We start from the raw sequence: 12,745 nt of genomic DNA on the forward strand, positions 1-12,745 counted from the left end.
GCAAAAGGCCGCCCGGTTGTTCCTGGGCGGCCTTTCATGGGGTCTTGCTTGGTCAGTCTATTCCGCTGCCTTGGGGAAGGCGACAGCAGGTTCGTCGGGGCCAGGCGCCGGGGTGGCGCTAGCCTCGACCTTGTCCTTCCGGTGGAGAAGCTTGCTGAACCAGCCACGCTGGCCGGGCTTGCGTTTCTCGCGGGTGAACACCATCAGCATCGCCGGCGTCACCACCAGTGTCAGCACGGTGGCGAACGACAGGCCGAAGACGATCGCCGAGGAGAGCGCGATCCACCACTGCGTCGACGGGGCGTTGATCGTCGTCTCGTGGTGGAAGATCTCCAGGCCGAGGCCGAAGGCGATCGGCATGACGCCAAGGATGGCCGACAGTGCGGTCAGTACCACGGGCCGCGCGCGTTCGCGGCAGGTCTGCAGCACCGCGTCGAGCTTGTTCCAACCTTCATCGCGCAGCCGATCATAGGTGTCGATCAGCACGATGTTGTTGTTCACCACCACGCCGGCCAGTGCGATGAAGCCGATGCCCGACATGACGATGACGAAGGTCTGACCGGTCAGCAACATGCCGAGCAGCGCACCGATCACCGCCATGACGACGCAGGACAACACCAAGAGCACGCTGGTGAACTTGTTGAACTGCGCCAGAAGCACGATGAAGATCAGGAAGATCGCGGCGCCGAACGCATTGCTGAGGAAGGCAGCTGCCTCCGCGCTGTCTTCGTTCGACCCGGCGAGCTTCCAGTCGACGCCCGGCTTGGCAATCTCACCAACGGCCTTGGCGACCGCAGCCTGAACTTCGGCGACCTGGAAGCCGCCTGCCACATTGGCCTGGATGGTGATGGTGCGCTTGCTGTCGATACGTTTCAGGACGCCAGCGGTCGGCTCCGGCTTGCGCGAGACGAAGTTGGAGATAGGCACAGACCCTTGTGCCGTTTCGATGCGCAACTCGTCGAGCGCCGACAGCGTGCGTCGGTCCTCCGGCAGACGCAGCCTGATGTCGACGGCGTCGTCCGTGCCCGCGGGCCGATAGTCGGTCAGTTTCAGGCCCGTGGTCACGAGCTGAACCACCGTTCCGACAGAGGTCGGGCTGATGCCGAACTGCGCGGCCTTGGAGCGATCGACCTCAAGCGCCCAGTCGACCCCGGGGGGCGGCAGGCCATCGGAAAGGTCGATGACGCCGGGAACCTTGGCCACGGTCGCGGCCACCAGCTTGGCATAGTCGTTGAGCCCGGTCGGGTCCGTCGCCGAAAGCTGCACCTGGATGGCCTTGCCGGTCGGCGGGCCGGCGTCCGGAACGCGCACCTCGACATCGACGCCCGGAATGCCGGCCATCGCGACACGCAGGTCTTCGAGGATCTTGTGCGCGGATTCGCGCTCGCGCCAGTCGATGAACTCATAGTTGATGACACCGACGACGTCTTCCGGAACGTCCTCGCCGCCGCGTGTCTTGCCGACCTTGGTCAGTACCGACTTGATGCCGGGCCAGCCGATGATGCGCTGTTCGGCGATGCGTGTTGCGGCGTCCATTTCCTCAAGCGAGAGGTTGCCGCGGGCGTGGACGTAAAGCAGGCCGTAGTCCGGCTCGACCGAGGGGAAGAACTCCACGCCATTGCCGAACTTGACGTAGGAATAGAGGCCGCCGCCCAGCAGCATCAGCGTCAGGACGATGGCGGTGATCGGGAAGGCCACGGCCTTCTTGACGATCGCCATGTAGAGGCCGTCGCGGTTTTCTTCCTCGCCATGAAGCGGCGCCTTGCCGATGATTGCGCCGATCGCCGGGGCAAAAATCAACGCATAGGCCATCGAGGCGGCGAGCGTGACGATCAGCGTGATCGGCAGATACTTCATGAAGTCGCCGACGATGCCTGGCCAGAACAGCAGCGGCGAAAACGCCGCGATGCGGGTCAGGGTCGCGGCAATGACCGGTCCGGCCATGCGTTTGGCGGCTTCCTCGAACGCCTGCGCCTTCGGCATGCCTTCCGACATGCGGCGCTCGGCATATTCGGTGACGATGATCGCATCGTCGACAAGCATGCCAACCGCCAGAATGAGCGAGAACAGCACGATCATGTTGATCGTGTAGCCCATCAAGGCAAGCAGCAGGATGCCGATCAGGAACGAAGACGGGATCGCCAGTCCGATCAGCATCGAGGCGCGCCCCGAAAGCGCATAGAGAATGACGATGAAGACCAGGATGACGGCAATCATCACGTGGTTCTGCAGGTCGTTCAGCAGCTGGTTGACGAAAACCGACTTGTCCTGGGTGTAGGTCACCTGCAGGTCGGGCAGCGCCTGTTTGCTCTTTGCCACGAACTCTTCGGCAACCTTCTTCGAGCCTTCGATGGTCTCGACGACATTGGCGCCGATGCGCTTCTTGACCGCCAGCGTGATCGCCGGCCTGCCGTCGATGCGGGCGATCGTCTCGGCGTCCTTGAAGGTCGAACGCACGGTGGCGACGTCGCGAACTCGGACCACAGCGTTCGGGCCGGCCACGACAGGCAGGTTTGCGACGTCCTCCGGCGTTTCGATCAGCGACGGCACCTTCACTGCGTATTTGCCTTCCGCTCCCTCGATGGTACCGGCGGCGACGAGACTGTTCGATGCGCCGACGCCCTGGATGAGCTGGTCGAGCTGCAGGCCATAGGAAGACAGCTTTACCGGATCGACGATCGCCTCGACGAGCTCGTCGCGAGATCCCTGGATCTCGGCCTCGAGCACGCCGGGCACCTCTTCGATGCGGTCGCGCAGGTCCTTGGCGGCGGCGGTCAGAGCGCGTTCCGGAATGTCGCCGGACAGCGTGATGAACACGACCGGGAATTCGGACAGATTCACCTCGTTGACTGTCGGTTCTTCGACGCCCGCGGGGAGGTCGCGCTTGGCGTCCTGCACCTTGTTGCGCGTGTCGATCAACGCGTCGCCCAAATCGACCGACGGATCGAATTCGACGACGACGTTGGCGCCGCCCTGATAGGCGTTCGACTTCATCTCCTTGAGCCCCTTCAGGCTCTTGAGCTGAGATTCGACAGGGCGCAGCAACAGTCGTTCGGCGTCTTCAGGCGAAATGCCGTTGTACACCAGGCTGACATACATGATCGGAATGGCGACGTCCGGCTCGGCTTCCTTGGGCACGGCGCGGTAGGCAAGCGCCCCCGCGATGACCAGGAAGAGCAAGACCGAAAGGGTCAGTCGCGCATTGCGGATCGCAAGGCTGACGATATCCATTTTTACTGCGTCCCGGCTGCGCTTTCAGCGAGTTTCTTGAGGGCCGCCTCGTCGGCGACCTGGGCCTGCACTTCGTCGCCTTCCTTGACGAGGTCCTGGCCGGCGATGATGACCTTCGCGTCAGCTGGGATGCCACCGAGGACGAGACCCTTCTGGGTGTCGTCGACCAGGTCGATCGGGAAGAAGACCACCTTCGACGCCGCGTCGATGGCGCGGATGCCGAGGTCGCCGTTCTGGCCGAGCGTCACCACCGAACGGGGCAACACCACCGCGTCGGTCGGGTTGGCGCGCACGGTGATTTCAGCGGTCATGCCGGCCGGGATGGCATTGTCCTTGTTGGGGACCGCGATCTCGATCGGGAAGGTGCGGGTCTTGGCGGTGGCGTCGCGGCTGATATAGCGAACCTTGCCCTTGACCACTTCGCCGTTGATCAGGCTGACATCGGCCTCATCGCCGATCTTGACGTAGCGCAGGTCGCGCTCGCTGATCTCGCCCTTGGCGAGGATCGGATCGAGACTCAGGATCGTGGCAACCTCGCCGCCTTGCGCGACCGAGGAGCCGAGCTCCACAGAAACACGATCGACGACGCCGTTGAACGGAGCCTTGACCTGGTTGCGCGACAGCTCGGCTTCGGATGCCTGGAGCTGCGACTGTGCGGTCTGGTAGTTGGACCATGCAATGTCGCCGGTCAGCTTGGCTGCAGAGCCTGCCTTGGTGAGCTTCTGCGCTGCTTCCCATTCGGCTTTGCGCTGCGACAGCACCGCCTTTGCCGTTTCGACGGCTGCGGCCTTCTCTTCGGCGTCGAGCATCAGGATCAGGTCACCCTGCTTGATGTGGTCGCCCTGCTTGACCGGCAGTTCGGCAATGATGCCGGCCGCACGAGTGGCAAGCGTTGCGCGCTTTTCTGCTTCGGTCTGGCCGGAAATGCGGATGGCGCGGGCGTGTTCGACGCGTGGCGGCGCGACAACCATGACAGCGCGCAGCGGCGCCTTTGGTTGTTCTGCGGCCTGGGCAGGTTTTTCGTCGGGTTGAGTCTGAGCGCTGCCCACCGAAGAGAATTCGCCAGTGCCCATCCACGCGGCGAATGCCACGAGCACGACCAAGGCTGCAAGCTTATGGAACCTAATCTTCGACATTGTCGTTATCCGTTAAGGACGGTTGCGGCTACCGCCATCTTGCCTGGCGCGTCGCCCCGATATGGTGGCGCGCAATACCGCATTCAATCCGCCGCGGGGGCAAAGCGGCGGAAGGGCGTCTTCTACATCAAATGAAGATTACAAAATAGTGATAAAAAAGAATGGAAACATCATCCTGACAAAACTGGCAGGAGGTGTCAGCACGCCGTGGTTGCTTGTCCCCAATGACGGATTTTCGCGGGTTAGTTGTGCTGGCGAACGGCAGCTGGCTTGGTTCTGGTGGCCAGAAACTCGCGGACGCGGCGTCCGACCGAGGGGCCATGCAGCGGCTTGAAGCCGTCGTCGAGCTGCCCGGATAGGTCGAGCGTGGCCTTCGTGCCCACCGAATCAAAGTTGTCCTCGAGCCAGTCGCTGGCCGCCGTGCGGCCAAGGTCGCGCAAGTATTCGAGGAACGCCCACTCGGCATTTACCTTCGACGACGCTGAAAGATCCTTGAACGCCTCGTCGGCGTCGATGCGGTGCATGCGGATGTCGCGGAACTCAACATGAGGCAGGCGGCCTGCGGCGATCAGCTCCTTGATGAAGGCGATGGCGCGGAATTCGCGCAGCAATCCGGCATTGAAGGTGATCTCGTCGATGCGGTTCTGGATTTCGTTGGCCGTCTTCGGCGTCTGTTCGCGGATGACGGGGTTGATCTGGACGAGCAGGACGTCGTCCGTTTCATTGGCCTTGAAGAACGGATAGATCGCTGGATTGCCGCCATAGCCGCCGTCCCAATAGGGCACGCCATTGATCTCGACGGCCTGGAAGATCTGCGGCAGACAGGCCGAGGCCATCACCGTGTCGAGGTCGATCTCGCCGTCGCTGAACACACGCAACTGTCCGGTCTCGACATTGGTCGCCGAGATGAACAGGTCGATGTCCTTGCAGGCGCGGACATTGGCGAAGTCGATCTCCTCGGCGACGACGTCCCGCAGCGGGTTGAGGTTCAGGGGATTGGCGACATAGGGCGACAGCACCCGCGACATGGTGTCGAACCAGATGTAGCCGGGGGTGTTCTCGATCGACCAATTGCCCCACAGCACGTCCCATGGCGAACGCTGCACCGGGCTGAAGCGCCCCTTTCGTGCGACTGCCCGCCAGAACCCAGCGAGCTTGGCGCGTGCACCCTCGGCACCGCCGCGGACCCAGCCGTCGGCCAACGCCACCGCGTTCATCGCGCCGGCGCTGGTGCCGGAGATGGCCCTGATGTCGAGCCGGCCGTCCTCCAGCAGGCGATCGAGCACGCCCCAGGAGAAGGCTCCGTGCGAACCTCCACCCTGCAGCGCCACGTTGATCGGCTTGTTCTCCTCCGCCGTGCCGTTTCCAGTCATGGCGTCATTGTCCTTTGTGTCGGGGTTCGTCTACCTGGCGGAGCGTTACTGAGCCGTCCAGCCGCCATCGACCGAGATGTGGGTGCCGTTGATCTGGCTTGCCGCCGGGGAGGCGAGGAAGACGGCAGTCGCTGCGATCTGCTCGACGGTGACGAATTCCTTGGTCGGCTGGCGGTCGAGCATGACCTCGCGGATCACCGTCTCGCGGTCCATGTTGTGCGCCTTCATCTGGTCGGGGATCTGCGCCTCGACCAGCGGGGTCAGCACATAGCCGGGGCAGATGGCGTTGCAGGTGATCTTGTCCTGCGCCAGTTCCAGCGCCACCGTCTTGGTCAGGCCCATAATGCCATGCTTGGCCGAGACATAGGCAGACTTGTAGGCCGAGGCTACCAGGCCATGGGCCGAGGCGATGTTGATGATGCGGCCGCTGCCGGCCTTCTTCATCAGCGGGATCGCGGCCGCGGTGGTGTGGAACGCCGACGTCAGGTTGATGGCGATGATGGCGTCCCACTTCTCTGTGGGGAAGTCCTCGACCGGGGCGACATGCTGGATGCCGGCATTGTTGACCAGAACGTCGACGGTACCGAATTCCTCGGCGGCCCTGGCGACCAGCGCCCGGCATTCGGCCGCCTTGGACATGTCGGCCTTGATGTAGACGACCTCGGCCTTGTGTTCCTTCGACAGCCGTTCGGCGATGGCATGGTCGGCCGGCGTATCGGAAAAGGAGTTGATGACGACGTTCATGCCGTCGCGGGCAAAAGCCTCGGCGATGGCGAGGCCGATGCCGGAGGTCGAGCCGGTGACGATGGCGGTCCTGGTCGCGGTCATGCAGGAAAATCCTTCGGGAATCTTTATGGTGCGATGCAACATATACGTGCTGTGCGGCGCAAAAGAAGCACCGCTGTCGCACAGTTTCGTGAAATTGTGGGGTGAGGACCGAGTTTTTCCTACCAGTCGTCGTAGGCCGGGCACTCGGATGAGGCCTGCTTCGACAGCAGGAAGCGCTTGTCGTCGGCGCCGGACAACAACTCGACCCCGCCTTCTTCGTCCTCGCCGCAATCCGATGTCATACGCAGTCGGCCGAGCGCCTCGAGATCGACCACTATCTTGCCGCCGACGCTGCGTTTGACCATCACGCCGCCGCCGTCGCAATCGACGCCGCAGAAGATCGACTTGCCGTCGTCGCTGGGGCTGCATTCGCCCATCGCGCTGAGCGGCTTCGCCTGCTTGTGGCCGCGCAGCTTGGCCAGGACCTCGAAATAATAGTTGCGCTGGCCCTTGGGGTAAAACGCGTCCGGCTCGTGAATGTAGTAGGCGATGCGGAACTGCATTTCCGTCACCTGCTGCTTCGGATGCGCCTTGAGATGCGCTTCGTCGTAGATCCGGCCGAAACAGGCGCGTGCGCCGGCTTCAGGGGGGGTGAAATTGGCGAGTTCACCCTCCTTGCCGGGTTCGATTGCCTGGGTGCGGGCTTGGGCGCAAACGAGCAGTGCTGACAGGGCGACAAGCGGCAAGACGGGACTGCGGAGCGATGCTGCCATGAAATCCCCCATGGATGTGGGTCCACACTACAGCATTGGACGCCGTTGTTCATCTCCGCTTGCTGCCAGGTTAACGCCGCCCTTGGCGGGCGCGACCACCTGCGATATTGACATCGCGCGCAGCGCGCGCCACCTCAGGCGCGGATACCTCGAGCTTCAAGAAGGCCGTCGATGACCGGCTATTTTTCGTCCCCATTTGCCCGCCGCAAGTCGGTCGGCGTCAGCGTCGGCGGCGTGATCGTTGGTGGCGAAGCACCCGTCGTCGTGCAGTCGATGACCAACACCGATACGGCCGACATCGACAAGACCGTCGCCCAGGTCGCAGCGCTTCATCGCGCCGGGTCCGAAATCGTGCGCATCACCGTCGACCGCGACGAAAGTGCCGCCGCCGTTCCGCACATCCGCGACCGTCTCGCCCGCCTTGGCATCAACGTGCCTTTGGTCGGCGATTTCCATTACATCGGCCACAAGCTGCTTGCCGACCATCCCGCTTGTGCTGAGGCGCTGGCCAAGTACCGCATCAATCCGGGCAATGTCGGGTTCAAGGAGAAGAAGGACAAGCAGTTTGCCGACATCGTCGAGATGGCGATCCGCCACGACAAGCCTGTGCGCATCGGCGTCAACTGGGGCTCGCTCGACCAGGATTTGCTGACCCGGCTGATGGACGAGAACCAGGCGAACGGCTCGCCGCTCACCGCCAGCCAGGTCATGCACGAGGCGATCGTGCAGTCGGCGCTGATCTCGGCGGATCTCGCCGAAGAAATCGGCCTGCCGCGTGAAAACATCATCCTTTCGGCCAAGGTCAGCGGCGTCCAGGACCTGATCGCCGTCTACACAATGCTCGCCGCTCGCTCCAACCACGCGCTGCATCTCGGCCTGACCGAAGCAGGCATGGGCTCGAAAGGCATCGTCGCCTCGTCGGCGGCGATGGGCATCCTGTTGCAGCAGGGCATTGGCGACACCATCCGCATCTCGCTGACGCCTGAGCCCAATGGCGACCGCACCAGGGAAGTCCAGGTGTCGCAGGAGCTACTGCAGACGATGGGCTTCCGCCAGTTCGTGCCGATCGTTGCCGCATGCCCGGGTTGCGGCCGCACCACCTCGACCGTGTTCCAGGAGCTGGCCCAGAACATCCAGGACGATCTGCGCAAGAACATGCCGGTCTGGCGCGAGAAGTATCCCGGCGTCGAAATGCTGAAGGTTGCGGTGATGGGCTGCATCGTCAATGGTCCGGGCGAATCCAAGCATGCCGACATCGGCATCTCGTTGCCTGGCACCGGCGAGACGCCGACGGCGCCTGTGTTCATCGACGGCAAGAAGGCCGCGACGCTGCGCGGTCCAGCGATCGCCGCGGATTTCGAAAAGATGGTTGCCGATTATATCGAGCAGCGTTTCGGCCGCGGCCAGGCGGCAGCCGAATAGGGATGCGCAACCTGTCGAGGGCAGCTCTGGCTTTCCTCGTCTCGCTTGCCATGTGCCTGCCTGCATTGGCCGATCCGCCACGGTCGCCGAAGAAGACCCATGCCGCGCGCGTCTGCGAGCTCATCGACACCCATGCCCGACGCCACGGCCTGCCTAGCGAGTTCTTCGCAAGGCTGATCTGGAAGGAGAGCCGTTTCGATCCGAATGCGGTGAGCCCGGCAGGTGCGGAAGGCATTGCCCAGTTCATGCCCGGTACCGCCGCGATGCGCGGCCTCGCCAATCCGTTCGACATGGAGCAGGCGATCCCGGCGTCGGCGCGCTATCTCGGCGAGCTCAAATCCGGCTTCGGCAATCTTGGCCTGGCCGCCGCTGCCTACAATGCCGGCGAGAACCGCGTCGCGCGCTGGCTGTCGTCAGGCGGCTTCCTGCCGCTCGAAACCGAGGACTATGTGCTCGACATCATGGGCGAGCCGGCCGACAATTTTGCCGACAAGGCCCATGCCGGCACGAACCGGCCGCTCGATCCCAACATGTCTTTTGCCGCCGCCTGCCAGAACCTGAAGGTGATCATGTCCCAGACAGTCGCCATGGCCAGCGTGCATGTGAAACCCTGGGGCATCCAGGTCGCCGGCAATTTCCGCCGCGCGGCGGCGATCAGGCAGTGGCAGCGGCTCGAGGGACGATTTCCGAAGCTGCTGTCGTCGCATGATCCTGTCGTAAGTCGCGTGCGTACGCCAATCGGCCGACGTGGCATCTATGCCGTGCGCATCGGCGCCGACGACCGCAGCGAAGCAGGCCAGATCTGCCAGAGCCTGCGCAGCATCGGCGGCTCCTGCATCGTGGTCAGGAACCGCTGACGGCCGGTCTGTTCAGGCGGCTGCCGAGCTCTTGAGCGGCTGGTCCGTGAGCAAGCGATGACAGGTGGCAGCGTCGCCTGCCTTGCGCAGGCTTGCCACCACTTCGACGTCGCGCAGCCGACGGGCGATCTTGGCCAGCACGTTGAGATGTTCCTGCGGCGAGGCCTCCGGCAACAGCAGCAGCACGACAAGGTCGACATCCCGGTCGTCGATAGCCTCGAAGGCACAGGGTGCGGCCAGTCTTACAAACGCGCCATAGGGCGTCTGCAGCCCGCGCAACCTGGAATGCGGGATGGCAACGCCTTGGCCAAGCCCGGTCGAGCCGAGCTTTTCCCTGGCTGCAAGCGTCGAACTGATCTCGGCGGCCGGACAGCCGGTGCGGCGTGCGGCATGCGCCGCAAGCGCTTTGAGCAGTCGTGTCTTGCTCTCCGGCCGGAGGTCGAGGACCACGTCCTCGACCGAAATCACGTCCGAGATTTCCATTGTCAGCTTGAAAGCATGGTGGCCAACGCCAGGCCGCCCAGCAGCACGCCGGTGACGAAGAACAGGCGGGTGAACATGAAGGGCTCGGTCTGGCCCTTGACCAGCTTACCGTCATTGGCGGCATCACGGCGCGTGGGCTCTGTGGTCCGTGCACTGACGAACCGGTCGGGCATCTGGGTACGAAGCATTTTCTTACTTCCTTGTTGTTCACGCCGGAGCGGCGAGGTCGCCGTCGTCCGGTCGCGTCAGGAAGGTAAAATCAGCCGCATCAGGATTCGAGACGGGCGGAACTGCCAAGAAATAAAGAAGTCATAGGCAGTTTGCGTCGTCACGCAGACTGGACGAGCTCGGCGCTCTCGCTCAGCCAGATGCCGATCTTGGCGCCGAGCTTGTCGGGCGACACCGGCTTGGGCAGGTAATCGTCCATGCCGGCGTCAATGCATTTCTCGCGGTCGCCCTTCAACGCATGCGCTGTCACACCGATGATCGGCGTGCGGCTGCCATTGGCCGCTTCCTCCAAGCGGATGGCGCGTGTCGCCTCGTAGCCGTTCATCTCCGGCATCGAAACATCCATCAGGATCAGCTTGGGCTTGAAGGTGCGGTACATCTCCACCGCCGTGCGGCCATTGCCGGCGATGCGGTGGCTGAGCCCGAGGCCGGATAGAATCTGGCCGAAGACGAGCTGGTTGACCTCATTGTCCTCGGCCACCAGGACGTCGAGCCCGCTGGATTGCAACACTGCCGGCTCGTGATGGGCGACCGGTGCGACGGAAGGGCCGCGGATGACCGTGAATGCAGGTGTGTGTCGGACCGGCTCGCGCACGAATTCGGTGCGGCCGGCCTGCGATCGGGCCTTCTGCACCGCAGCGATCACCGTTCCGAGCAGCACTGCCGAGCGGGCGGGCTTGGTCAGATGCGCGGCGATGCCGAAATCAAGCACCATGCGGGAGAAATCGATTTGGTCGACCGAAGTTAACAGCACCACCGGGATCGACGAGATGCGGCTGTCGGCGGCGATTGCCTTGGCGACATCGGCGCCGTTCATGCCGGGCATCTGGTAGTCGAGGATGACGCAGTCGACGCTGGCGCCGAGCTGGGCGGCGCGGTCCAGGAAGGCGAGGCCGATGGCGCCGCTTTCCGCGGCTGCACAGTCGAAACCCCAGCTCTTCAGCTGCTCCAGCAGGATTTCGCGGTTGACCGGATTGTCGTCGATGACCAGCACGCGCGCGCCGGTGACGTCGACCGGCACGACGCTGCTTTCCTGTTGCGCTTCATGGACCGGCAGCATCGCTGTGAACCAGAACACCGAACCCTTGCCCAGCTCGCTTTCGACGCCGATACGGCCCCCCATCAGGTCGACAAGGCGGGCCGCGATGGCAAGGCCGAGGCCGGTGCCTTCATGGCGACGCGTCGAGCTGCCGTCGACCTGAGCGAATTTCTCGAACACGCTCTGCAGCTTGTCCGCGGGGATGCCGATGCCGGTGTCCTCGACACGGATGCTGAGTGCCACGGTCCCATCGACGACCTCGCCGGTCACGTCGACAAGCACATGGCCGCGCTCGGTGAACTTCACCGCATTGCCGAGCATGTTGGTGATGATCTGGCGGAAGCGCCCGACGTCGCCGGTGACATGGCTCGGCAGGCGGGGATCGACGCGGACGATGAGCTCGAGGTTCTTTTCGGCAACCCGGGCCGAGATCAGCGTCGCGACATCCTCGACCGCCTCGCCGAGATGGAACGGGGCCGGGTCGAGCGTCAACTGGCCGGCGTTGATCTTGGAGAAGTCGAGTACGTCGTTGATGATCGTCAGCAGCGCGTTGCCCGATTTCACGATGACTTCAGTGAAGGTCTTCTGGCGTGGGGTCAGGTCGGTGCGTGCCAAGAGCTCGGCCATGCCGAGGACACCGTTCATCGGCGTCCGGATCTCATGGCTCATATTGGCAAGGAATTCCGACTTTGCCCGGTCGGCCGCTTCGGCCTTCGACAGCGACTCGGCACTTTCGGAGAATGCCTTGCGGATGGCGTGTTCCATCGGGCGGAAGACCCACGCAGCGACGCCGCCGATGACCAGGATCAGGAGTGCGGCGGCCGTGGTCAGCAGCCGGTCGCTGTGCGCTTCGGCATAACGGCGTTCGTTTTCCATGGCGGCCGTGGCGCGCAGCAGCATCGGCTGGGCGAAAAGATCGTTCTGGTTGCGGATCTCGCGATAGCTCCATTCGTCGGAGGTCTTGGCACTCGCCAGCGCTCCGAGGTTGTGGGTGATGTCGCGTGCCGACCAGAACAGATCGCCATTGACGGATGCGCTGTCGAGTTCGCGCACGGATTTGTCGGACAGGCTGGGGCGGACGGTGTCGATCGAGCTGGCCAGGTGGCTGATGCGGGCGTCGAGCCTGAGAGCATGGTTGCGGGCGGCAGCCGCCAGCGCTTCCTGCGTTTCCGGCCGCCAGGTACCGTTCGTCGTCTCGGCGAAGCTGCTGGCATTGCGCAGCTCGCGTGAGAACAGTTGTAGCTCGGCGGCAATGGCATCGACGTCGCGGCGATAAGTATTGCCCTGGCTGAAGGCCAGCATGACGGCGATGGACGTCAGGGCGAAGATCAGGAGACCCGAAAGATATCGGATCCGTATGGAACGGATGAAGGACGAGTGCTCCGGCATGCGCAACCCCAAACACATACGCACAATTTACAGAGCCGGAATAGAC

At 63.5% G+C, this 12,745-nt stretch carries 10 protein-coding genes; 2 read left to right on the forward strand and 8 right to left on the reverse strand.

What is annotated here, in order from left to right:
* Positions 1 to 57 precede the first annotated feature (57 nt).
* From IG197_RS17420 to IG197_RS17440, 5 genes are all read right to left on the reverse strand, one after another.
* Positions 58 to 3,231, reverse strand: a complete 3,174-nt coding sequence (locus tag IG197_RS17420) for an efflux RND transporter permease subunit (protein ID WP_067956658.1) — start codon at positions 3,229 to 3,231, stop codon at positions 58 to 60.
* A gap of 2 nt (positions 3,232 to 3,233) precedes the next feature.
* Complete coding sequence (locus IG197_RS17425) at positions 3,234 to 4,367, reverse strand: efflux RND transporter periplasmic adaptor subunit (RefSeq protein WP_192313723.1); 1,134 nt, start codon at positions 4,365 to 4,367, stop codon at positions 3,234 to 3,236.
* A gap of 242 nt (positions 4,368 to 4,609) precedes the next feature.
* Entirely contained in the window at positions 4,610 to 5,740 is a 1,131-nt protein-coding gene (locus tag IG197_RS17430) for a patatin-like phospholipase family protein (protein WP_192313725.1), read from the reverse strand.
* A 45-nt stretch (positions 5,741 to 5,785) separates the two neighbouring features.
* Complete coding sequence (locus tag IG197_RS17435) at positions 5,786 to 6,568, reverse strand: 3-hydroxybutyrate dehydrogenase (protein WP_083948733.1); 783 nt, start codon at positions 6,566 to 6,568, stop codon at positions 5,786 to 5,788.
* Between the two features lie 119 nt (positions 6,569 to 6,687).
* Positions 6,688 to 7,281 (reverse strand): hypothetical protein, encoded by a 594-nt coding sequence (locus IG197_RS17440; protein ID WP_192313727.1) that lies wholly within the window; start codon positions 7,279 to 7,281, stop codon positions 6,688 to 6,690.
* A 171-nt stretch (positions 7,282 to 7,452) separates the two neighbouring features.
* Here IG197_RS17440 and ispG point away from each other — a divergent pair, with 171 nt between their 5' ends.
* Together ispG and IG197_RS17450 are read left to right on the forward strand one after the other, a co-directional pair.
* The gene (gene ispG, locus IG197_RS17445) at positions 7,453 to 8,703 is read left to right on the forward strand and encodes a flavodoxin-dependent (E)-4-hydroxy-3-methylbut-2-enyl-diphosphate synthase (protein WP_182574273.1); all 1,251 of its coding nucleotides are present in this window, start codon (positions 7,453 to 7,455) and stop codon (positions 8,701 to 8,703) included.
* Positions 8,704 to 8,705: 2 nt separating this feature from the next.
* Entirely contained in the window at positions 8,706 to 9,560 is an 855-nt protein-coding gene (locus IG197_RS17450; protein WP_192313729.1) for a lytic transglycosylase domain-containing protein, read from the forward strand.
* Positions 9,561 to 9,572: 12 nt separating this feature from the next.
* Here the strand turns inward: IG197_RS17450 and IG197_RS17455 are convergent, their stop codons facing one another.
* The 3 genes from IG197_RS17455 to IG197_RS17465 form a co-directional block, all read right to left on the reverse strand.
* Positions 9,573 to 10,043, reverse strand: coding sequence for a PTS sugar transporter subunit IIA (locus tag IG197_RS17455; protein ID WP_182574275.1), 471 nt, complete (start codon positions 10,041 to 10,043; stop codon positions 9,573 to 9,575).
* A gap of 2 nt (positions 10,044 to 10,045) precedes the next feature.
* Complete coding sequence (locus tag IG197_RS17460) at positions 10,046 to 10,231, reverse strand: hypothetical protein (RefSeq protein WP_154386633.1); 186 nt, start codon at positions 10,229 to 10,231, stop codon at positions 10,046 to 10,048.
* 140 nt (positions 10,232 to 10,371) lie between these two features.
* Positions 10,372 to 12,699: a response regulator gene (locus tag IG197_RS17465; RefSeq protein WP_192313731.1), complete on the reverse strand. Its 2,328-nt coding sequence runs from the start codon at positions 12,697 to 12,699 to the stop codon at positions 10,372 to 10,374.
* Positions 12,700 to 12,745: the final 46 nt, after the last annotated feature.

Origin of the sequence: Aminobacter sp. SR38 (assembly GCF_014843375.1) — a bacterium.
Classification (GTDB): domain Bacteria; phylum Pseudomonadota; class Alphaproteobacteria; order Rhizobiales; family Rhizobiaceae; genus Aminobacter; species Aminobacter ciceronei.

What these genes read in the sequence shown, in the direction of transcription:
- IG197_RS17440 (WP_192313727.1), bottom strand. Translation starts at nt 7,281, where the DNA reads ATGGCAGCATCGCTCCGCAGTCCCGTCTTGCCGCTTGTCGCCCTGTCA.
- IG197_RS17435 (WP_083948733.1), bottom strand. Translation starts at nt 6,568, where the DNA reads ATGACCGCGACCAGGACCGCCATCGTCACCGGCTCGACCTCCGGCATC.
- IG197_RS17450 (WP_192313729.1), top strand. Translation starts at nt 8,706, where the DNA reads ATGCGCAACCTGTCGAGGGCAGCTCTGGCTTTCCTCGTCTCGCTTGCC.
- IG197_RS17455 (WP_182574275.1), bottom strand. Translation starts at nt 10,043, where the DNA reads ATGGAAATCTCGGACGTGATTTCGGTCGAGGACGTGGTCCTCGACCTC.
- ispG (WP_182574273.1), top strand. Translation starts at nt 7,453, where the DNA reads ATGACCGGCTATTTTTCGTCCCCATTTGCCCGCCGCAAGTCGGTCGGC.
- IG197_RS17460 (WP_154386633.1), bottom strand. Translation starts at nt 10,231, where the DNA reads ATGCTTCGTACCCAGATGCCCGACCGGTTCGTCAGTGCACGGACCACA.
- IG197_RS17420 (WP_067956658.1), bottom strand. Translation starts at nt 3,231, where the DNA reads ATGGATATCGTCAGCCTTGCGATCCGCAATGCGCGACTGACCCTTTCG.
- IG197_RS17465 (WP_192313731.1), bottom strand. Translation starts at nt 12,699, where the DNA reads ATGCCGGAGCACTCGTCCTTCATCCGTTCCATACGGATCCGATATCTT.
- IG197_RS17430 (WP_192313725.1), bottom strand. Translation starts at nt 5,740, where the DNA reads ATGACTGGAAACGGCACGGCGGAGGAGAACAAGCCGATCAACGTGGCG.
- IG197_RS17425 (WP_192313723.1), bottom strand. Translation starts at nt 4,367, where the DNA reads ATGTCGAAGATTAGGTTCCATAAGCTTGCAGCCTTGGTCGTGCTCGTG.